Source organism: Actinopolyspora biskrensis (assembly GCF_013408175.1).
Taxonomy (GTDB): Bacteria; Actinomycetota; Actinomycetes; order Mycobacteriales; family Pseudonocardiaceae; genus Actinopolyspora; species Actinopolyspora biskrensis.
In genome coordinates, this window is the sequence record NZ_JACBYW010000004.1 from 40787 (window position 1) to 62269 (window position 21483).

At 68.9% G+C, this 21483-nt stretch carries 13 protein-coding genes, 1 tRNA gene and 1 CRISPR repeat array; of the genes, 4 read left to right on the forward strand and 10 right to left on the reverse strand.

Features of this window, described 5'->3' with window-relative positions; genetic code table 11:
• Positions 1–224: 224 nt before the first annotated feature.
• From otsB to FHR84_RS11350, 3 genes are all read right to left on the reverse strand, one after another.
• A complete protein-coding gene (gene otsB / locus FHR84_RS11340) occupies positions 225–2786 on the reverse strand; it encodes a trehalose-phosphatase (protein ID WP_179535467.1) in 2562 nt (853 codons plus the stop codon).
• Between the two features lie 680 nt (positions 2787–3466).
• Complete coding sequence (locus FHR84_RS11345; protein ID WP_179535468.1) at positions 3467–4906, reverse strand: trehalose-6-phosphate synthase; 1440 nt, start codon at positions 4904–4906, stop codon at positions 3467–3469.
• A 259-nt stretch (positions 4907–5165) separates the two neighbouring features.
• Positions 5166–6599: a threonine/serine exporter family protein gene (locus tag FHR84_RS11350; protein ID WP_179535830.1), complete on the reverse strand. Its 1434-nt coding sequence runs from the start codon at positions 6597–6599 to the stop codon at positions 5166–5168.
• A gap of 418 nt (positions 6600–7017) precedes the next feature.
• Between FHR84_RS11350 and FHR84_RS11355 the strand changes: the two genes are divergently transcribed.
• Positions 7018–7090: transfer RNA gene (locus FHR84_RS11355), tRNA-Thr, on the forward strand.
• A 91-nt stretch (positions 7091–7181) separates the two neighbouring features.
• On the forward strand, positions 7182–9035 hold the full coding sequence (locus FHR84_RS11360; protein WP_179535469.1) for a tyrosine-type recombinase/integrase: 1854 nt from the start codon (positions 7182–7184) through the stop codon (positions 9033–9035).
• 1050 nt (positions 9036–10085) lie between these two features.
• A CRISPR array of direct repeats spans positions 10086–11459; the repeat unit is 28 nt; unit sequence GGATCATCCCCGCGCCTGCGGGGAGCAC.
• Positions 11460–11892: 433 nt separating this feature from the next.
• Here FHR84_RS11360 and FHR84_RS11365 read toward each other — a convergent pair.
• Positions 11893–12300, reverse strand: a complete 408-nt coding sequence (locus tag FHR84_RS11365) for a hypothetical protein (RefSeq protein ID WP_179535470.1) — start codon at positions 12298–12300, stop codon at positions 11893–11895.
• 187 nt (positions 12301–12487) lie between these two features.
• Here FHR84_RS11365 and FHR84_RS11370 point away from each other — a divergent pair, with 187 nt between their 5' ends.
• The gene (locus FHR84_RS11370; RefSeq protein ID WP_179535471.1) at positions 12488–13765 is read left to right on the forward strand and encodes an MFS transporter; all 1278 of its coding nucleotides are present in this window, start codon (positions 12488–12490) and stop codon (positions 13763–13765) included.
• Here the strand turns inward: FHR84_RS11370 and dnaB are convergent.
• From dnaB to FHR84_RS11385, 3 genes are all read right to left on the reverse strand, one after another.
• Positions 13726–15045, reverse strand: coding sequence for a replicative DNA helicase (gene dnaB, locus FHR84_RS11375; RefSeq protein WP_343075272.1), 1320 nt, complete (start codon positions 15043–15045; stop codon positions 13726–13728). The genes FHR84_RS11370 and dnaB overlap by 40 nt on opposite strands.
• Positions 15046–15173: 128 nt before the next feature.
• On the reverse strand, positions 15174–16451 hold the full coding sequence (locus tag FHR84_RS11380) for a radical SAM family protein (RefSeq protein ID WP_179535473.1): 1278 nt from the start codon (positions 16449–16451) through the stop codon (positions 15174–15176).
• A gap of 366 nt (positions 16452–16817) precedes the next feature.
• Positions 16818–17471: a diguanylate cyclase domain-containing protein gene (locus FHR84_RS11385; protein WP_218862757.1), complete on the reverse strand. Its 654-nt coding sequence runs from the start codon at positions 17469–17471 to the stop codon at positions 16818–16820.
• Positions 17472–17611: 140 nt separating this feature from the next.
• Between FHR84_RS11385 and FHR84_RS11390 the strand changes: the two genes are divergently transcribed.
• Complete coding sequence (locus tag FHR84_RS11390) at positions 17612–17905, forward strand: hypothetical protein (RefSeq protein ID WP_139186542.1); 294 nt, start codon at positions 17612–17614, stop codon at positions 17903–17905.
• Here the strand turns inward: FHR84_RS11390 and FHR84_RS11395 are convergent, their stop codons facing one another.
• The 3 genes from FHR84_RS11395 to FHR84_RS11405 all read right to left on the reverse strand — a co-directional run bounded on the left by FHR84_RS11395 (position 17906) and on the right by FHR84_RS11405 (position 21479).
• Positions 17906–19720, reverse strand: a complete 1815-nt coding sequence (locus tag FHR84_RS11395; protein WP_179535474.1) for an FtsK/SpoIIIE domain-containing protein — start codon at positions 19718–19720, stop codon at positions 17906–17908. It abuts the gene before it with no gap.
• 77 nt (positions 19721–19797) lie between these two features.
• Positions 19798–21069, reverse strand: coding sequence for a hypothetical protein (locus FHR84_RS11400; RefSeq protein ID WP_179535475.1), 1272 nt, complete (start codon positions 21067–21069; stop codon positions 19798–19800).
• The gene (locus FHR84_RS11405; protein WP_179535476.1) at positions 21069–21479 is read right to left on the reverse strand and encodes a hypothetical protein; all 411 of its coding nucleotides are present in this window, start codon (positions 21477–21479) and stop codon (positions 21069–21071) included. The genes FHR84_RS11400 and FHR84_RS11405 overlap by 1 nt, the downstream gene beginning before the upstream one ends.
• Between the last annotated feature and the right edge of the window lie 4 nt (positions 21480–21483).

Here is a 21483-nt window from a genome sequence, read left to right on the forward strand (position 1 = left end):
CCGCCATTCGGGCGAAATGATGCCGTACGCCCGGTGCGACGTTACCGGCAGGGACACCTGAGCGACGACAGTCCTCGCCGCGCGGCGGGCCAGCTCCTCCCGGCACGCGGAGCCCGGGACTCGCGGGGCGAGGTCCCGGGCTCCGGTGGTTCACCGCGTGATCGCGCCGGCCCCGGTGCTCCGGTGCGGATCACCGCCGAGCCGGCGGGGGAACGCGGGGCGGTTCACTCGGCGAGCAACTGCGCGCAGCGGATCAGGCCGAGATGCGAATAGGCCTGTGGGTGGTTGCCGAGCGAGCGCTCGGCTATCGGGTCGTACTCCTCGGGAAGCAGTCCGGTCGGGCCCGCGTTGTCCACGATCTGCTGGAACAGTTCCTCGGCCTCGGTGCGCCTGTCGGTGAGCAGGTAGGCCTCGATGAGCCAGGTCGCGCACAGGTGGAAACCACCCTCGGTTCCGGGGAGCCCGTCGTCCCTGCGGTACCGGTACACGGTGGAACCGCTGCGCAGTTCGGACTCGATGGCGGTAACCGTGGCGCGGAAACGCTCGTCCGAGGGATCGATCAGCCCCGAAAGCCCCACGTGCAGCGAGGCCGCGTCCAGGTCGGACCCCTCGTAGGCGGTGGTGAAGGCCTGCACATCGGGGTGCCAACCGTTCTTGAGGACGTCCTCGGCGATCTGCTCGCGCAGCTGCTCCCAGCTCGGGTCGGCCGGACGGTCGTACCTGGTGGCCAGCTTGATCGCGCGGTCGATGGTCACCCAGCACATCACCTTGGAGTAGACGTGGTGGCGGGGAACGTCGCGTTCCTCCCAGATGCCGTGATCCGGTTCGAACCAGCGCCGGGAAACGGCCTCGGCCATGCCCTTGACCAGCTCCCAGTCGGCGTCCCGCAGCTTTCCGTTAGCCAGGGCGAGGTCGGTGGCGAGCTCGACGACCGGGCCGAACACGTCCAGCTGGACCTGCTGGTCGGCCAGGTTGCCCACGCGCACCGGCCGGGACCCGGCGTATCCGGGCAGGGTGTCGATCACGGCTTCCGGGCCGAGCGTGCCACCGGTCAGCGAGTACAACGGGTGCAACCGCTCCGGCCCCGGCAGGGTGTCCATCACCCGGTGCAGCCAGTCCAGAAAGGCCTCGGCCTCCGCGGTGGACCCGAGGGACACCAGCGCACGGGCGCTCATCGCTCCGTCGCGGAGCCAGCAGTAGCGGTAGTCCCAGTTGCGCACACCGCCGATCTCCTCGGGAAGCGAGGTGGTGGCCGCGGCCATGATCCCGCCGGTGTCGGTGTTGCACAGCCCGCGCAGGGTGAGCGCGGAACGCACGACCAGGTCCGTCTCCACATCGGGAAGCCGTAGCTGGTCGACCCATTTGGACCAGTAGTTGTTCGCCGCGGCGCGCCGCTGCGGCTCGGAGGACTCGGAAGCGGCGAGTTCCTCGGTACCGCAGCGCAGCTCCAGCACCGTCGGGGAGTCCTCGGAGAGGTCCAGCTCGGCGTGGGCGCTCTCGTGCATCCCGTCCGAGGTGATCCGCCACTGCACTCCCGGCGAGTACAGCACCATCGGTTCCGAGGTGCCGTGCACCCGCAGGCCGCTCGCTTCCGCGGTGAGCCGCACCGGAACCTGCCCGAACTCGGGGCGCGGAGCGAACTCGACCACGGCGCGGGTGCTGCCGCTGATGACGCGGATCAGATCGGTTCGGTGCGAGTTCCCGCCGTGCTCCAGGTAGTCGGTGACCAGCAACCGGGACCAGCGGGTCTCCACCGTCATGGTGCCCGGTATGTAGCGCTGACCGAGCGGGAGCGTGCTGCGCGGGGCCCCGTTGCTCGTCTCGCTCTGCGGAAGGTCGGGCAGGACGGAGAAGTGCCCCGCGGCGGGGCCGCCGAGCAGATCGGCGAACACGGCGGCCGAGTCCGGGCCCGGGTGGCACATCCAGGTGAGCCGCGCGTCCGGGGTCAGCAGCGCGACGGTTCGCTCGTTGGCGAGCATGGACAGGCGCTCGATGGCGGGGGCCTGCTCTCCGTAGAGCCAGGTGCGGCGCTCCTCCATCAGCAGCGCCAGCGCCGTGGCGACGCCCGTGGTGTCGGTCACGCGGTACTCGGCGAGGGTCTCCCCCTCGCCGACCTTGATGCCGATGTCGGGGCCGGACAGCACGCTGAACACCTTCTCGTCGGTGACGTCGTCACCGAGGAAGATCGCCCCGGTGGAGCCGACCTGGTGCCGCAGCGCCTCGAAGGCGTTGCCCTTGTCGGTTTCGACCACGGCCAGTTCCATCACCGATTTGCCCTCGGTGACCTGCACGCCTTCCCAGGTGGCAGGCCCGGAGCGGAGTTCGTCCAGCGCGGACTCGGCCTCCTCCGGGTCGGCTCGGCGCAGGTGCACCGCGACACTGGCCGGTTTCGCCTCGAGAGTGATCCCGGGGCGGCTGGCGGTGATCTCCTGCACACTGCGCTGGAGCTGGGTGCGCAGCTGGGTCGTGTCCGGGTCGAGCTCGTGAACGAAGCCCACGTCGAACTCGGAGCCGTGGCTACCGACCAGGTGGACTTCGGCGGGCAGCCTGGACAGGGTGGCCAGGTCACGCAGTGCCCGGCCGGATATGACGGCGGTGGTCGTGGTCGGCAGCGCTGCCAGGGAGCGCATCGCGTGGACCGATTCCGGTAGTGGTTTGGCCTGACTCGGGTCCCCCACTATCGGGGCCAGCGTGCCGTCGTAGTCGCAGGCGACCAGCAGCCGAGGTGTGCGCGCGAGCTGCACGATCATGCGACGAAGCTCGGCGGGGAGGGCTTCGGCGGTCAACGCCACACTCCTGTTGAGGTCGTCGGGTTGTCTGGAAAAGGATCGACCGGCGCGGGTCGTGCGGTTGTCGGCCCCTTTGCCGTGGTGGCCGCTCACACGAGTGCCCCGGGTCGATCGGTGCGTCGCTATCGACGTGGTCGTGTCGCCGGTTCTAAGAGTCTGTGCCGAAACCGGCTCGAATGCTCGGTGGGAGTTCCGCCGAGCGAGCGCCCTGCCGCTCGTACCGGCTGGTCGAAGGCCCGCACGAGCGGCACGTCCCCCGGTTCGCGGGTGGATGCCGAGGGCGGGGAAGAAGCTCGGTGCGCAGGGTGCGGTCCGGCCACGGCAACCACGGCGATCGACGGTGGTTTCCGGTGCGTACGGGCTGCCGGTGCCGTGGCGGGGCGGTTCCCGGGATGGGCCCGAGTCGCCCCGTGAACCGTTCCACAGCTCGTCCGATCCACCCGGTTCACCGTGGTGGGGTCGGGGAGTCCCGCAGGGGGGAGCGGTTCGGCCGCCCGGGCCTCGGGGTGGAGGACGGGTGCGTGCCGTGCACGCGGAGACCGTGGGCACTCGCCCGCTTCGCGTGCTCCTTTCCGTGACACGTCCGTCTCACGCACCGGAGCTCCTTGCCGAGCGCAGGATGAGCGTCCTGACCGAAAACATCCCTGAAGGGCCCCTTAAGCCTGCCGTCGATCACTCTAGCTCGTGGGCGAAGCCCCCAGCGCTTCGAGGAACGATCGCGCCCAGCGATCGACATCGTGCGTGAGCACTTGCCTACGCAATGCGCGCATCCTACGGCGGCCTTCCGCTTGATCGATATTCAGGGCCGCCAGCATCGAGTCCTTGACCCCGTCCAGATCGTGCGGATTGACCAGGAGCGCGCTGGTGAGTTCGGCGGCGGCTCCCGCGAACTCACTCAGTACGAGACTACCCCCGAGGTCGCTGCGGCATGCCACGTACTCCTTGCACACGAGGTTCATCCCGTCACGTACCGGGGTGACGATCATGGCGTCGGCGGCGCAGTAGAAGGCGACCAGGTCCTTGCGGTCCACCGAAGTGTGCAGGTAGTGGACGGCAGGGTGGCCGACACGCCCGAACTCGCCGTTGATGCTGCCGACCTTGCGCTCGATGTCCTCGCGCATCTGCTTGTAGTGCTCCACGCGTTCCCGGCTCGGGGTGGCCACCTGGATCATCGCCACGTCCTCGACCGTGGCGTGTCCTTCGGACAGCAGCTCGTACATCGCGTTGAGGCGGACGTCGATCCCCTTGGTGTAGTCCAGGCGGTCGACACCGAGCATGATCTTGCGTGGATTGCCCAGCTCGGATCGGATGGCCTTGGCGCGCTGCTGCACCTCCTTGCTCCTGGCGAGCTGGTCCAGCTCGCCGGAGGCGATGGATATGGGGAAGGCGCCGACCCGCACCGCCCGGTCGCCGACCTGCACCACGCCGGGGCGGGAACGTACTCCCACCTGCGCGCGGCTGGGTTCGAAACCGGCCAGTCTGCGTGCCAGCCACATGAAGTTCTGGGCACCGCCGGGGCGGTGGAAGCCGACCAGGTCGGCCCCGAGCAGGCCGCGCACGATCTCGGTGCGCCACGGCAGCTGCATGAACAGCTCCACGGGCGGGAACGGGATGTGCAGGAAGAACCCGATCCGCAGGTCCGGGCGCAGCTCACGGAGCAGCGCGGGGACCAGCTGCAGTTGGTAGTCCTGAATCCAGACGGTCGCCCCTTCCGCGCTCACGTCCGCCGCGGCCTCGGCGAACCTTTGGTTCACCCGCCGGTAGGCCTCCCACCAGGAGCGGTCGAAGACCGGCGGTACCACCACATCGTGGTACAGGGGCCACAGCGTGGCGTTGGAGAAGCCCTCGTAGTACTGCCTGAACTCGGCCGACGAGAGCCGTACCGGGTACAGCTGCATCTCCCCGTCGGTGAACGGTTCGACGTCGACGTCGGGGACCCCGGGCCAGCCGACCCACGCTCCCTGCCGGGCGCGGAGGAAAGGCTCGAGGGCGGTGACCAGTCCTCCAGGACTGTGTTTCCACCGCTGTGTCCCGTCCTCCAGGCGTTCCAGGTCGACCGGCAGTCGGTTGGCGACGACGACGAAGTCAGCTTTCGTGGGCGCGTTGCCCTTGGTCACCGGTCTGCCTCCTAGGTCGGTTCCTGAAATCGGTTACCCGTTGTCGAGGTTAGTCAATCGTGATCGACTACGCGTGGTTCACGCGTCGCAACGCCACTGCTCGACTACGCTCACCCCCTCGGGGACGTACGGGGCAGAAACGGAATATTCCGACAGGGCTTTTTCGTGTTTTTCCCGCTGGGTGGAAGGAAGTCGGTGGCGACCGGAGCCTCGGCGGGGCGGCCGGGCCGGGGCCGTGGAGCCTCCCGTGGAGTCGTGGTCAGTCCAGCCTACGTTCGGTGGGGCGTATGGGGCCGGACATGCGGGGGCCGGACATGCGGCGCTCCAGCCTGCCGAGACCGGTACGTACGGGTTGGGAGAGGAACTCGCCGAGGACCACTCCGGCGCCGAGTGCCAGCCCGGTGGCTGCAGCCAGCATCAGCGTGGAAAGTCCGGTGGGGTTCCCCTGCACGGACAACTCGTAGAGGGCGCGGTAGGTGGACAGACCGGGAAGCAGCGGGGCGACACCGGAGACCGCGACGACCAGCGCGGGGATGCGCAGTCTGCGCGCGATGACGCCGCCGATGAAGCCGACCACGGTGGTGGCCATGGCGGAGGCCAGGATCGCGTCCACCCGTATGAGGGTCATGAACTGGAAGACGGTGGCTGCCACGGCCCCGCCCGCTCCGGCCACGATCAACGGGCGGGGCGGGGAGTAGCTGGCCAGGGCGAAGCAGGCCGAGGTGGCGGCGCCCGCCATCGCCTGGAGTGGCAGTTTGAGCAGGCCGGGCAGCAGCACGACCCCGCCTCCGACGTTGAGGCCGCCTCCGAGGGAGTCGGCCCCGAGGATGCGTTCGGCCCCGTACAGCGCGAGGACCACGCCGGAGATGAGTCCGGCCGAGGTGAGCGCGAGCTCGGCTATTCGGCCTGCCGCGGTGACGTTGTAGCCGGTGATGGCGTCCTGCATGGAGCCGACCACGGTCATGCCGGACAGCAGCACGATGATGTTCGCGGCCACGGCCAGCGCGGCGTTGGGCAGTATGTTCGTGGCGTAGCAGGCCAGCGCCACGCTGGTGGCGATGGCCCCGCCGACGGTCTGCTGGAAGAAGATCGGCAGGCCGCGTTGGTTGAGGAAGCGGCCCACCCTGTCGACGAGCGCGGTGGCGGCGGCGGCCACCAGCGGCAGCTGCGGGATGGTGCCACCGCTGAGCAGCACCGCGAGCGCCGCGGCCATGCCGGCCCAGGCGAGGGTGGCGACCCAGCGGGGGAAGGGGTGCGGTGCTCTGGCGATGGTTTCCAGCTCGGCGTAGGCGTCCGAGGTGGTTATCTCACCGCCGACGATGCGGCGGATCAGACGTTCGACCTCGGCCAGGCGCGTGTAGTCCAGCGAGCGATTCCGCACGACCCGCAGGGAGGTGATCGGGAGGTTCTCGGTTCCCCGGTAACACGAAACGGTGATCGACGTGTAGATCACGTCCACTTCGCAGTGCGGGAGGCCGTAGGCATCGGTGACGCTGGTGATCGTGGCGCTGACGTCGGAGGCGCCGACGCCGCTGGCCATCTGGATCTCCCCGACGCGCAGGGCCAGTTCGAGTACGAGGTGGACCGTCGAGTCGTCCGGCAGGGAAGGGCCGTAAACGACGTTGCGAGTCCCGACGGTTTCGGAAGGTTCGCGCCGCCGCAGCACACCACGTGCGCGCTGCGTGATTCCCACTGCCGTTCTGCCTCCTTGCCTGGACTTGCGCGTGCCGCGCTGATCGTGCTCTTCTCCCCTGGCATCGGCATCCACGTGCGCACCGTTGCACCCGTGAATGGTGGCGTCCATCACTGAACTTCTTGTTCACCGACTGTGTCGTACGGGAGAAAGGTGCGTGATCTTCGAGCAGCGCGGTCGGCTGCGCTGCGAGTTGCGGGATCTGCCCCGTGTCGATTCCCGTGTGTTGCCTGGATCCGAGGAGGGGGACCGAGGAGTGCGGTGTTCCGGCACCCGAGCTTACGCGTCCTCGTGCGTGGCGGGTGTCGATTCACCGCATCGTGGGAAAGCGCACGGAGGACGCGGCTCCACCGGGGCCGGGGGTACGAGCGCGGACGGTGAGGGACTACGATGAACACGCGTGCTTTCCGGCACGCGTGCCGCTGTAGCTCAGTTGGCAGAGCGCCCGCCTTGTAAGCGGAAGGTCAGGGGTTCGAGTCCCCTCAGCGGCTCCGGTTCTCACCTGGGGTTCCGTGCCCGGGTTTCCCGCGTCGGCGGGCTTTATGACCCAGTTCGTGACCCAGAACCCCTTATTCTGGGTCCATGACTGGGCGTTCGAAGGGTCGTCGCCGTCAACGGGGCGCGATCGATCAACTGCCGAACGGTGCGCTACGCGTCCGGGTCTCGGCCGGTCTTGATCCGGTGACCAAGCAGCGGCATCGACTCGTCGAAGTCGTGCCTCCTGGTCCCGCTGCAGAGCTCGAAGCCGAGCGTGTCCGGACCCGGCTGCTCAACGAGGTCGACGAGCGGCGGAATCCGCGGACGCAGGCGACGGTCGAGCAGTTGCTGGAGCGGTACCTGGAGCAGCACTTCGACGGGCAGCCCTCGACGAAGGCGAATTACCGTCGGTACGCCCGATTGCACGTGCTGCCCTTCATAGGTCAGGTCAAGGTCGGTCAGCTCGACGCGGATGCGCTGGACTCGTTGTACGCGGAATTGCGGCGGTGCCGGGCTCACTGCTCGGGTAGGGGGAAGAGGACTGATCACCGCACGGCCGGTCGTCACGAGTGCGACCATCGGTGTCGCCGGCACGAGTGCCGCCCGTTGGGGGCGACGACGATCCGCCATGTCCACTTCCTGCTGTCCGGGGCGTTCAAGCGGGCGGTGCGCTGGAAGTGGGTGGCGAGCAGCCCGGTGAGCCAGGCGGAGCCGCCGGCGGCTCCGCCGCCACGTCCCAGTCCGCCGACAGCCGAGGAGGCCGTGCGGATTCTCAACGAGGCGTGGCGGCGTGACGAGGACTGGGGCGCGCTGGTCTGGACGGTGATGACCACCGGCATTCGGCGTGGTGAGCTGTGCGCGGTGCGGTGGCAGCACGTGGATCTGGAGTCGGGTGTGTTGCGGCTGGAGCAGGCCGTGGCCTATGACGACGAGCTCGGGGAGTGGTTCGTCAAGGACACCAAGACGCATCAGCAGCGGCGGATCGCGCTGGATTCCGAGACCACCGCTGTGCTGTCCGCCCTGAAGGCGCGCCAAGAGCGGCGCGCGGCCGAGCTCGGATGTCACTCGGGGCCTGATGCGTTCGTGTTCTCACCCCACTCGGACGGTGGCAGGTTCGCCAAGCCGGATTCGGTGACCCAGCGCTACGACCGGATGGTGCGGCGGCTGGAGGTCGTCACGACGTTGCACAAGCTGCGGCACTACTCGGCCACCGAGCTGATCTCGGCCGGGGTGGATCCGCGGACCGTGGCCGGACGGCTCGGGCACGGTGGTGGAGGAGTGACCACGCTGCGGGTGTACTCGGCGTGGGTTTCCGAAGCCGATCAGCGTGCTTCGCGGGCGCTGTTCGAACGGGTGCCGGAGCGTCCGGAGGGGCCGCAGGCTGCCGAGGAACGTGCGAAGACCGCGCCCGAGAACCCGTACGAGCGGATCGCCTCCGAGATCCGTGCCCGCATCGTGCGGGGCGAGCTCGTCGAGAGTGCCGCGATTCCGAGCTTGAAGAAACTCATGGCCGAATACGGGGTCGCCTCGGCCACCGCCAGCCGCGCCGTGTCGCTGCTCAAGACGTGGGGGCTCGTCGAAACCACCGGATCCGGGCAGCCGAACACGGTAGCCGTCGGAGCACGCGAATTTCTGGCGGCGGAAGACGAGGAGTCGAACGAAGTACCCCAGGACTCTCCCGAGAAATCTCCCCACACCGGGGAATTACCGACCGGTCCTGGTGCCACCTCGGCCGAGGAAGCTCCGCGGATGTTGCGCTTCGAGCTCCGCTACCTCGGCGAAACGGTCCGCACCTTCACCGCCGAAGCCGATCCCGACAATCCCGACCATCTCAAGCGTCTACTCGCCGCCGCCGTCCGCCGCGACGGTCGCACCGACGCCGAGCTCCTCGACTACGAACTCGACGTTCGCGGTTCTGACGGTGAGCTCATAACCACCTTCGTCAAGATGGCGGTGTAAGTCGACGAGCTCTGCTCCTTTCCTGTGATCACGGCTGACCGTTGTGGGGTGGTAGCCGTACGAATCATCCCCGCATAGGTGCGGGGAGTACAAGAAAGAACGGGACATTGCCAAGACGGTGAACGGATCATCCCCGCCTGCGCGGGGAGCACACGTTTTCCGGCACGTGCACAGCGGGCAGTGCGGATCATCCCCGCTTGCGCGGGGAGCACCGCTGGTCACGGTGGTTCGGCCGGGTGGCGGACGGATCACCCCCGCAGGTGCGGGGAGCACAACATCGCGCCCCAACGTGTCCGCAACAACGTCGGATCACCCCCCGCAGGCGCGGGGAGCACAGACTCCGTGGAAAACACAGTGCAGTGGGTGGAGGATCACCCCCGCAGGCGCGGGGAGCACCGGTTCGACCTCGCCACGATCGCTCCTCACCCATGGATCACCCCCGCAGGCGCGGGGAACACTCTGCGGTAGGGGCGTTCGCATCCGATGCGAGAGGATCACCCCCGCAGGCGCGGGGAGCACGGGGGACGTTTTACGGCGTAAAACACGCAGGTGGGATCACCCCCGCAGGCGCGGGGAGTACGGCGTGCTGGACGGATTCAGCATCGAAGCCGACGGATCACCCCCGCAGGCGCGGGGAGCACACCACCCGCTCGGGTGTCCACGACGACGTCGCCGGATCACCCCCGCAGGCGCGGGGAGCACTCGTTCGTGATGAAGCCGCGGCGACGCGCCTCCGGATCACCCCCGCAGGCGCGGGGAGCACCGCGGCAATGGCTGGCCACCCCCACCGAGGAACGGATCACCCCCGCAGGCGCGGGGAGCACCTCTCGATGACCAGGCATTATGTAGCGGCTATCGGCAAAATAGCTTCAGTTTGCATCAGCTAGCCACCACCCCAGTTTGCATCCATCTAGTGCCACGAAGACGATAACCGCTCGCCCCTTCCTGACGTCCACTCGATGACCGTCGTTCCCATACGGACTTCGCGGGAAGAAACCCCCGCATACGTGGGGAGTACCGCAGCATGGGGCGAACTGGTCGAAATCGGCGGGATCACCCTCCGGTCTGCGGGGAGCACCTGCGCAGGGCGCTCTACGGTGTCGATGACGACGGATCATCCCCTCCCCTGCGAGGAGTACTTCAGCGGCGACGTCAACATCATCGATGAGGCGGGATCATCCCCGCTTGCGCGGGGAGCACGGAGGACGTGCGCGAGTCGTGGGACATCATGATCGGATCATCCCCGCGCCTGCGGGGAGTACCCCGGAAGTCCGGCGACCCAGTCGACCGCGTTGGGATCATCCCCGCGCCTGCGGGGAGCACTCGGGGTTCACCGACGCGGTGCGAACCGCCGAGGGATCATCCCCGCGCCTGCGGGGAGCACCAACTCTGGACGGTCGGAATCGAGCTCGAATACGGATCATCCCCGCGCCTGCGGGGAGCACCTTGGCAGGCCTTCCCGGTGAGGCGAGGAACAGAGGATCATCCCCGCGCCTGCGGGGAGCACGCGTGTGTGCCGCTGGCCCCGATTCCGGTAGGCGGATCATCCCCGCGCCTGCGGGGAGCACTCGAGCGCGTCTTCCCACTCGGCGAGGACGTCCGGATCATCCCCGCGCCTGCGGGGAGCACGAACTCGATCGGCAGCTCAACCGACGTGACGTAGGATCATCCCCGCGCCTGCGGGGAGCACCTCCCGCTCGGCTCGCGCGCGGTCCCGGCGGCGGGATCATCCCCGCGCCTGCGGGGAGCACACACGAGCTACCTACCAACGGTACGAAAGTGGCGGATCATCCCCGCGCCTGCGGGGAGCACTCGAGCGCGTCTTCCCACTCGGCGAGGACGTCCGGATCATCCCCGCGCCTGCGGGGAGCACGGATAGGTAAAGGCGCTCACACGGACCACATTGGGATCATCCCCGCGCCTGCGGGGAGCACGCCGGATCGCGCTCCGAGCAGGACCACACGCTGGGATCATCCCCGCGCCTGCGGGGAGCACCGCGGTGTTGTCGGGCTGCGGGTCGGCCAAGCCGGATCATCCCCGCGCCTGCGGGGAGCACGCCCGCGAGCAGCGGGACGAGCTGGAACAGCAACGGATCATCCCCGCGCCTGCGGGGAGCACTTCGTCAGCAGTACCGACGGTGTTCCGGACTTCGGATCATCCCCGCGCCTGCGGGGAGCACGTGTCGCCACCATCGTATCCGAATTCAGGGAGTGGATCATCCCCGCGCCTGCGGGGAGCACGATCCAGTCTCCGGGGCACACCGTGTGCCCGCCGGATCATCCCCGCGCCTGCGGGGAGCACGTCTACGCCAGCGACCACGCGCAGGAATGCCGCGGATCATCCCCGCGCCTGCGGGGAGCACGGGTGCCTGATGTAGATAGGCGGGCATATCCGCTGGATCATCCCCGCGCCTGCGGGGAGCACACTTGATGACCAGGCACTACACAGCCCGAAGCAGCAAAATAGCTTCAGTTTGTGTCAAACAACCACCGACCAAACCTACCTCCACACCACACAACCGATAATCAGCCGCTCCTTAACACCACTTACATCCTCCACGGAACCGGAGGACAACCATATTCCGGTCGAGAGTAGTCAGTGGTTCGTTGGTCAAGCTGAGCGTCAGGACAGTCCCTGTGGAGTTGCGCTGGTACTCCGACCCGCTGGTCTATGGAAACGGGTGCTGTACGACATTATCTGCGAGGTGGAGTTTACGCCTGCGACCAGCCATTACAAGTGACAACTATCGGTGTGGAGTACTAGACAGTAAGGATGAGTTGCCCCTGTGGCCAGGCATCACAGAAGCATCACCTCAGGGGAAACTGTAAGCAAGGCAGCCTGGTGAGCTGCATGGATTTCACGCTTTCCGCTGAGGCTTGGCGCCGGTATTAGCTGCCACGTCGGTAATGTCCTTCTCGCTGTAGAACGTGCGGGCGCTGCTGTGCGAGCCGAGGCCAGCGGCTGAAGCGAGCATGGCCAGTGGGTACGGCCGTGGGCTCACGAACTCCCTTCCGTACGCCACCAGCTGCCGAAGAAGGCGATCGTAGTGTTCACGTTGACGTCGAACTTTTTCGATCTCTATGAGCAGCGGATCGATGTCTTCCGCGTCAGAGGCGGCTCTCAGGTTTGCCGCGTAGTCCTCACGTTGCTCAAGTACTCCGTCAGTGGCGTCGTCGAAGGCGTCGGGAGGGGGCACTTGCTCGGGCGAGCTGGGCAACGGGTGAGCGAACGCCGCCATGTCGTCGAAGATGTCTCGCTTTGCCATAGTCGACACTATACATCATTAATGACGATTTCCGTCAATAGTTTGACCGAGATGGCATCTATGCTGGACAGAACTTCGGGGCTCGTTCGGTAGTCGAACTGGAGTGCTTCTCCGCAGGCGCAGCGATGTGCCAGCCGTGCTCCGTTGCCCTCTTCCATGCATCGTCCTTCCCGGCTGTGATGCTCGGATGGCCGTCTCAGCGTCGCGCGTGGACCGTTCCGGTGTTGTCTACCCGCTGCGGTTGCGGGGTTTTCGGTGGTTGTTCGTCGGGCGGGTGTTGTCGTCGTTCGGGGACAGTGTGGTGCCGTTGACGGTGGCGTTCGCGGCGTTGGAGCTGACCGGTTCGGCGGTCGGACTGGGCGGGGTGCTGCTGGCGAACCGGTTGCCGGTGGTGGTGGCGACGCTGGCCGGTGGAGTACTGGGGGATGTGTTCGACCGGCGGTGGGTGATGGTGGCCGCCGATGTATGGCGCATGGCCTCCCAGGCGGTGTGCGGAGCCCTGCTGCTGGCCGGTCAACTTCCGCTGTGGGCGCTGATCGTGCTGCAGGGCTGCGCGGGTGTGGGCACGGCGCTGTTCACCCCGGCTTCCGCGGGGCTGGTTCCCGCGCTGGTGCCGGAGAACCTTCTGCGGCAGGCCAACGCGCTGCTGGGGCTGGCGGCCAATGTGAACAAGGTGGCCGCGATCAGCGTGGCCGGCCTGCTGGTGGCCGGGCTCGGCTCGGGCTGGGCGTTGCTGGTCGATGCGGCCACGTTCGCGGCCAGCGCGCTCTCGCTGCTGCTGATCGGCCCGGTGACCGCGCTCGCCGGGAAGCGGGAACGCCGGGGCGTGCTGGCCGAGGTGTGGGGCGGCTGGCGGCACGTGGCGGTCACGCCGTGGCTGCGGACCCTGCTGGGCTACACCGCGCTGCTGCAGGCGCTGGTGCTCGGCCCGCACATGCTGCTGGGGCCGTTGCTGGCGCGGCAGCACTACCACGGTGCCGCCTCGTGGGCGGTGATCGGAGCCATCCAGGCGCTCGGTTCGATCGCAGGCAGCGCGCTGGCGCTGCGGCTGCGCCCATCACGCCCGCTCGTGGCGGCCGTGGCTGCCTCGATGCTGATGCTGCCGTACCTGGCGCTGTTCGCCGCGGCCGCGCCGCTGTGGCTGGTGAGTCTGGCCGCGCTCGGGTTCGGGCTGCAGGGTTCGTACTACCTGGCCACCCAGGCCTGGCTGCTGCAGCGGCACGTGCCCGACCAGCAGCTCGCCCGGGTGGCGTCCTGCTTCCAGCTCGGCAACCTGGTGCTCGTGCCGCTGAGCCTGGCCGCCGCCGGCCCGCTGGCCGAGCAGCTCGACCCCCGCCTGCTGCTGGCCGCGGCGGCGGTGTGGGCGCTGGCCAGCACCCTGGTGGTGCTGGCCGCCCCCAGCATTCGGGCACGTCCGGACGCGGTTCAGCCGGGCTCGGGGGCCATGTCGACGAAGCGGCTGTAGTGCAGCTGGTGGGCCACGGTGACCACCCCGGTCGGCCCGGAACGCTGCTTGGCCAGGATCAGGTCGGCCTCGCCCATGCGGGCGGTGTCGCGGTCGAAGGCGTCCGGTCGGTGCAGCAGCACCACCAGGTCGGCGTCCTGCTCGATCGAGCCGCTCTCCCGCAGGTCCCCGAGCTCGGGCTTCTTGTCCAGGCGCTGCTCCGGCCCGCGGTTGAGCTGGGACAGCGCCACCACCGGCACTTCGAGCTCCTTGGCCAGCAGCTTCAGGTTCCGGGAGAACTCGGAGACCTCCTGCTGTCGGGACTCGACCCGCCTGCCCGAGGTCATCAGTTGCAGGTAGTCCACGATCACCAGGTCGAGCTGTCCGCGCTGCTTCAGCCTGCGCGCCCTGGCCCGGATCTCCATCATGGTCACGTTCGGCGCGTCCGAGATGACCAGCGGTGCGTCCTGAACGTCGCCGGTGCGCCGCGCGGTCGCACTCCAGTCCGACTCGGACATGTAGCCGCCCCGCATGCGGTCCAGCCGCACCTTCGCCTCGGCCGAGACCAGCCGCATCATCAGCTCGCCGTGGCCCATCTCCAGGCTGAACAGCGCCGTCCCACGGCGGTGCCGGATGGCGGCCGAGCGGGCGATGTCCAGCGCCAGCGCGGATTTCCCGAGCCCCGGCCTGGCAGCCACGACGACGAGCTGACCCGGCTGCAGCCCGTTGGTGAGCCGGTCGAGCTCGGTGAACCCGGTGGGGATGCCGGCCCGGCCGTCGTTGCGCTGGATCCGCTCCAGGTCGGACATCAACGGCTCGGCCAGGTCCTGCAGGAAGTACATGTCCTCGCTGCGGCTGCGTCCGATCGAGGAGAACCGCTCCTGCGCCCGGTCGAGCAGCTCGGCGGCCTCGCCCTGGCCGCTGTAGCCCTGCTGCAGGATGCCGCCGGCCTCCTCGACGATGCGGCGCCGCTGCGCCCGGTCGGCCACGATCTCGGCGTAGAACGTCGCGTTCGCCGCGGTCGGAACCGCTTCCAGGAGGGTGTGCAGGTAGGCCCCCGCGTCGGAGTGGCGGGTGATCTGCTTGAGCTCCCCGGACTGCTCGAGCGCGTCGCGCACGGTGACCGGATCGGCCGGTTCGCCACGGCCGAACAGCTCCACGACGTGACGGAAGATCACACCGTGGTCGGGGCGGTAGAACTCCTCGGCCCGCACGATCTCGACCACGTCGGCGATCGCGTTCCTGCTCAGCAGCATCGCCCCGAGCACGGACTGCTCGGCCTCGACGTCCTGCGGCGGCATCGGTCCGTGCGGCCGGTGGTTTCCTTCTTCGACGGTGTTCGCGGTGACGGACAAGGCGGCTCCTTCGGAAGGGGACGCCCGGCCGAGGGCACCGCCCCGGCCGGGCTCGGACTGCGGGCGGGGTGAGCTCAGGTGTGGCGGATGGGCAGGTCCCGCAGCCCCACCTCGTGACCGCACCGGCGCAGGTAGTCCACCGAGCAGCGCGCCGCACGGCGCTTGATCGTGCCGTTGTCGTAGCTGGACAGCGCCGCGTGGAACCCGTCGGAGATGTAGCGCATCCCGTGGTTCCACAGGTCCCGGTGGTTGCTGTCGAGCTGCTCGACCGTGTAGTTGCGCTTGATGTTGGGCACCACGGCGACGCCGTTCTCGTCGAGTTCGGCGATGCCGTCGAGCATCTCGGCGTAGGAGTCGGCGCCGAGCACGTAGTCGGTCTCGACGATGTCGAAGCCGACCCGCCGGGCGCGGCGGTACTTCTCCAGGTGCTGCTCGAAGGTGATCGAGCCCTTCTTGCGCCCCCACTGCCGGATTCGCTCGGCGTCGTTGATGGTCTCGATCGTGCCGATGAATCCGATCGCGCCGTGCTCGCGCAGCAGCTCCATCGCCTTCGCCGAGTCGATGGCGTAGGTGAAGGCGTGGAAGGCCGCGTTGGAGAAGCCGTACCTGCGGTAGGTCCGCATCAGGTTCAGCATCATCTCCAGCTCGCGGGCCTCGTCGGGCTGACAGCCGGTGGTGATGTTGACGCTGACCAGTTCGGCCCGGTCCCAGCCGCGGTGGTCGTAGTCGGCGGCCAGCTGCTGGACGTGCCGCTCGACGTAGTCCTTCGGCGGTGGGGTGAAGCTCTTGACCGCGCCGCGCGAGCAGCCCAGGCACCCTCCCGCGCACGTGGAGTACGGGGAGACGATCGCCGCGGTGGGCAGTTCGGAGAAGTCCGGTCCCACCCGGCTGTAGTAGTGGTTGCTGGCCGCGAAGATCCCCGCGTGCACCAGCACCTCGGCCAGGGGCTGTCCGGTGGAGCGCAGCACGAGCCGTGCCCGGTTGCCCCGGTCGCGGGTGAACAGCACCGGGGAGGCCTGCCGGTAGTCGGGCACGCAGATCGTCTGGTAGTTCGACTTGCCCTGCTCCGGGTCGGTGTAGACGAGGGTGTAGGTGCGGTTGTCCAGCGGTTCCGTGGTGTCGCAGCCGAGGAAGCCGATCAGCAGCGACAGCAGCTGGGTCCGGCTGAGCGCGGTGTCCGGGTCCTCCCGGTCGCTGTCGTCGACCGGGGTGAACCCGGCGATGTGGTCCAGCCCCGCGGTGAGGAACCGGTTCAACTGCTCGTGCAGCTCACTCGGGGTGTCGGTGCGGGTCGCCCCGCTCGGTCCGGGGCGGTTGAGGTCGACGAGCGGCAGATTCCTGTCCAGAGACAATGGGGTCTCCACTTCCTTCGGGTTGTGGGAACCCGGCCGGGACGCCACGCTTGCCAGGCCGATGCGTCCCGGTCGGGTCTTTCGGTCCGAGTGGACCCGGCGCCGCACCTCGTCCAGAAGGTTGCGCGGATCGGTTTGCTCAAGCGGTGCGGGTGGCGGAACCTCTCGCGGGCTCTCGCTCCGGGGAGGCCCGACATCGGGTAGCCACCTACACAACGTCGGGCCTTCCTCGCGAGAGCACCACGAGAGAACCCGCAGCGGTGCCGACTGCGTGGGTGGCGGAAGCGGCTTCGCCGCTTACCCGTTCACCGACCGAGCGAATACTTGCCCAATCCGCGCGGGAACTGAGGAGGTGCGACTCCGTGCTCACTCGGCGGGCCCACTCGCGTAGGCGCCGCTCGTCTCCCGTCTGCTTGTCCTGCGGCGGTCCGAGCGGCTGCGGCCGCGCTTGTCGCGGTACATCGCCCGGTCGGCCTGCTCGAGCACCTCTTCGAGGGCCTCGGGAGTGTTCCCGGTGATCGCCGTGCCGATGCTCGCGCTCACCCGGACGTTCAGACCGTCGAAGGTCATCGGGGCGGAAAGCCGTGCGGCCAATCTGCTCTGCAGCTCCTCGATGTCCCGCCAGCGCTCCGGGGTGTCGGGGATCGCGCCGATCCAGCAGACGAACTCGTCGCCGGACAGGCGCACCGCGAGTCGGCCGCGTCCGCAGTGCTCGCGCAGTCTCCGGGCGACCTCGCGCAGCACCCGGTCGCCGACGCGATGGCCGTGCGTGTCGTTGAGTTCCTTGAAACCGTTGAGGTCGAGCATCAACGCGCCCACGCACTGCCCGGGTCGGTTCCGGTCCCGCCGGAACGCTTCGCGCAGGGCCAGGCGGTTGCCGAGCCCGGTCAACGGGTCGGTGCGCAGTTCGCGGTGCAGCCGCGCGGCGTAGCGGCCGGTGAACGCCCAGCAGGCCGCTGTGAGGCACAGGGCGGAAGCCAGCAGCGTTCCGCCTCGTCCGGCATCGCTGTTCGGTCGCACGATGTCTCCTCTCGATCGGGGTGGACGGGATCCGGGTCACCGGGTGCTTGGCGGCTTCGGGGTGACTCGGTCCTCTGCTCCGGCCCTGGTGGGTCCGGAAGTGTTCGGTTCAGCGGGGGCGTGGTGGCTAGGCTGTGCGCATGGAGATCGACAACGATTCGGTGGTGAACCTGCCTGGCGTGGACGATCGGGAGATGGATCGGCTGATCGCCTTGCGCGCGGCGTGCCAGGTGGTCGGTCCGCCCGGTGATTTCTCGGCTGTGGACTCGTTCGTGCACGAGTTCCGCGGGTGGCTGGCTCAGTCGACGGGTGATCCCGACAAGCTGTTCCGGCGCTATGTGCTGTTGTTGACCACCAGCGGTCGGTCCGGTGTGGGCGATCGGGACGCGGCGAAGCTGCGCAAGACGATCGACGACATCTACCGGAAGGTCTGATCAGATCCGCTTCAGCGCGGAGCGGACCTGCCGCATGGTCAGCCCGGTCTCCCGCATCAGCGCGGACGGGTCTTGCCCGGTGCCGTCGGCGATCGCCTGCTGCACCGCTGCGTCGACGTCCTCGTGCGCGGGCCCGGATCGTTGCTGCGCGGGGCTTTCCTCCACCCGGTCCGACCCGTTCAGCGCGGGTACCGGCTCGGCGGCCGACTCGGGATCGAGCGGGGCCGGCGTCACCGGGTGATCCGCGGGGTTCTCCAGCAGCAGCGCCCGTGCCCGGATCTTGCGCGAGGTCATCATGTAGCCGAGCCCGTGCGTCGAGCTGCCGTCGGGGAACTCGGCGGGCAGATCCTTCAGGTGCTCCGGCATCGGGTCGCCGGTGTCGATCATGTTCCCGGAGCCCTTCTCGGTGATCCGCAGCCCCACGATCGTTCCCGCCTTGACCTGGTCCCGCAGCGCCGTCGAGTTGCCCAGCTGCTTCACCGAGGGGACCTGGGTGGCCAGGATCAGGCAGACGCCGAACTTGGCGCCCTCCTGCGTGATCTGCTCGCACATCCGCACGATGTCGCGGTTGTCCGTCTCGTCGTCGCTCATCAGCAGCTTGTGCGCCTCGTCGATGACCACGGGCACCAGCGGCATCTCCGGTGCGGGCTCCAGCGAGCCACCGCCCTGTCGCTGCACGGCGGGACGGCGCCGCTCGATCAGCCGCAGCGCGTAGCGCAGCACCTGGCGGGCCTGTTCCGGACTGCCCGCGAAGAGGTTCGCGCGCTCGCACCACTGCGGCAGCGAGGCGCCACCACCCCCGTCGATCACCAGCGGGTGCACCCGGTCCGACATGCTCGCCTCGGTCAGGACCACGTCCAGCACCTTGGTCTTGCCGGAGCGGGTCACGCCGGAGATGAGCGCGTGCAGGGCGCCCGCTCCCGGGTTCCACAGCTTGAAGTGCAGCGGCTCGCCGTCGGCGGCGATCATCAGCGGGAACTTGCCGGTGGCCGGGTCGAGCCCCGGGCCGTTCCAGTGGTTCTTCTGCTGCAGCGGATCGCTGGTGAGCACGGTCAACCGCGACCTGCGGACCGACTCTCCGTGCAGCGCCTCGACGAACACCCGGCCGTCGGGCAGGTCGTAGACCGACAGGATCGACTTGCGCGCCTGCAGCGTGGTGTGCCAGTGCTCCCCGGTGGCCAGGGTGACCGTGGCCTTCCACCCGTAGGCGAATCCGGTGATCCCGTCCAAGGTGGACTCGGGGAGCGATTTCCCGGTGGCGGCGATGTGCTCGTTCCAGAGCTTCAGGCGCCGATCCGCCGTGCCGGGCGCCACCGGCAGTGCTTCCCTGGGACGTGGCGGTGCGGCGAGTTCGGCGGTCACGTCCGGTTCCGGCTCCGCGTGCCGCACCCACCAGGGGATCGACAGGGTCGTGCCGAACGCCCACATCAGTCCCGCCGTGACGCCGTTCGCCCCGGCCAGCGCGAGAGCCGCCTGCCAGCCCGCGGAGCTTCCCGCCGCGACGCAGGCGTACAGCCGTTCCCACCGGGAGGTGCTGCGGTGCACGTGGCCGTAGATTCCGGCCGAGGCCGTCCAGCCCGCCGCCACCGGCAGCAGCGCCTCCGGCGAGCTCAGCGCAGCCGCTACGGCGCCGATCCCGTGGGTGCTGCCGATCGCCGCGAACGGCAGCGCCTGGTTGCGCCAGCGCCGGAGCAGTCGTCGGACCTCCCGAGCCACCTGCGGTGTTACGGGAGTTCGTCGTTCCTCCGGTGCGGTGTCCGATTCGGAATCCCGCTTCTCTGGTTCGACGGGAGGGTGTTTGGTGGGGGTGGTCATCTCGTCTCCTTCCGCTGGGCTTTCCGGACCCGCACCCCGCCCCGGCGGTTGCCGGGGCGGGACACGCACCCGGCAGCTCAGTACTGGTCGTACCAGCCCTTGTCGGCGACGTTGCCGCTTCCGCCTGCCGAGGCCATCGCGTCGGCGACCCCGCCGTGCCGGTTCTCGACGTGCTTGTGCAGCCGGTCGGCCATCGGTGCGGCGGTGTCGAGCAGGTCGGCCAGCTCGTTGATCTGGTTCAGCGTCTCGGCGTCCAGGCTGTTGGCGGTGAGCATGTCGCCGAGGTTGGTGACTTCTTCGTGGGCCCGGGTGAGCAGTGTGGTCAGTTGGGCGAGCGTGTTGACGGTGTCTGCGTAGCCCTCACCGGTCGCGGAGACCGTGCTGTTGGCGGGCATGAGTTCGGCCATGGTGCTGGTGATTCCTCTCTGCTCTTCGGTTTCTTCCTCGTGCTTGTCGGCGCGTTCCGCGTCGACGTGGATCCGGTGGGGTTGTTGCTGCTCCTCACCGGGGGTCTGTGCTCCGGGGGGCGCTGCGTGGCCGCCCGTGCCGCCGGCCCCGTGGTGCCGGGTACAGCACCGGCACCATCCGGCCCGGTCGAGCTCTTGAAAGTCAGCCGTGCGGCCGCACCGCATGCAGCGGCACGGGTGGTCGCTCGCCCGGCTCCGGCGGACCTCCTCGAGCAGCGAGCACGCCGCGCACAGCGGCCGGTCCTTGTTCTGCGAACGCAGACTCCCCGGATCGATGGGCCCCAGGCAGCGGGAGCACGGGGTCGAGCTCGCCGCCCACGCGTGCCACTGGTTCCCCGCCGGTGGTTCGTGGGGCACGTCCTCGGCCCCCGCTGCGGACGGTCCGGAGACCTCCGCGGCGCAGTCCTGGCAGAGTCCGCGCTCGTCGAGCTGCTCGCTGCGGACCCAGTAGCCGCAGCGCCGGCACTTGGCCAGCTTCACGTGGGGACGAGGGGTCTCGCGGTGCCACTGCCGCCAGGCCTCGCGGTAGTGGGCTCCGCGACGTCCGGCCTCGAGACCGACCCGGTACCCCGAACGGCCGCCGGACACGGCCCCCGAGTACGCGCCGACCACACCGGCGCCGAGGGCGGCGGCCGTTCCCACGGTGATCCAGCCGACGGCGTAGAACCACCACAGCAGGTGCCGCGGCCCGGCGGCCACGGCGGCGTGCCACCGGGACTTGGCCGTGCGGACACGCTCCTGGCGCGCCCGTTCCCTGGCCGCACCGCGCTCCTCTGCCCTGCGGCGGGCCTCGTCCCAGCGGGCCCTCGTGCGGGCGGTGCTCTGCTCCGCGGCGTGGGTGAGCCCGGCAGCCAGCACCATCGCCAGAATCAGCATCGCCATCACTGACCTCCGATCAGCCGGCCGATGCTGTTGGCACCCACCTGCGAGATCGCCTCGGTCAGCCCGGAGCCTGCCTCTGCCAGCGGGCCGACACCGGCCAGGAACAGCACCGGCAGCGCGACGAGGCAGATCAGCGCCGTCTTGTCGGCCTTCCGGTCGATGCCGATGTCGTAGACGGTCAGCACGATGAGCAGCAGGGTCGCCGCTCCCACGGTGATGCCGCTGTTCACCGGGACGATGTCGACGATGTCGTTGACGCGGGCGGCCAGCCACGCGCCGAGGGCGGTGTCGGCCAGCGAGCACCCGCCGATGAAGACCAGCGACGACTTCAGCCACCACGGGTTGGCCTTCTTGCGCTTCCACAGGATCGCGACCAGGCCGAAGGACAGGATCATGATTGCCCAGGACAAGGTT

What these genes read in the sequence shown, in the direction of transcription:
- FHR84_RS11360 (WP_179535469.1), top strand. Translation starts at nt 7,182, where the DNA reads ATGACTGGGCGTTCGAAGGGTCGTCGCCGTCAACGGGGCGCGATCGAT.
- FHR84_RS11365 (WP_179535470.1), bottom strand. Translation starts at nt 12,300, where the DNA reads ATGGCAAAGCGAGACATCTTCGACGACATGGCGGCGTTCGCTCACCCG.
- FHR84_RS11370 (WP_179535471.1), top strand. Translation starts at nt 12,488, where the DNA reads ATGGCCGTCTCAGCGTCGCGCGTGGACCGTTCCGGTGTTGTCTACCCG.
- dnaB (WP_343075272.1), bottom strand. Translation starts at nt 15,045, where the DNA reads ATGCCGCCGCAGGACGTCGAGGCCGAGCAGTCCGTGCTCGGGGCGATG.
- FHR84_RS11390 (WP_139186542.1), top strand. Translation starts at nt 17,612, where the DNA reads ATGGAGATCGACAACGATTCGGTGGTGAACCTGCCTGGCGTGGACGAT.
- FHR84_RS11395 (WP_179535474.1), bottom strand. Translation starts at nt 19,720, where the DNA reads ATGACCACCCCCACCAAACACCCTCCCGTCGAACCAGAGAAGCGGGAT.
- FHR84_RS11400 (WP_179535475.1), bottom strand. Translation starts at nt 21,069, where the DNA reads ATGGCGATGCTGATTCTGGCGATGGTGCTGGCTGCCGGGCTCACCCAC.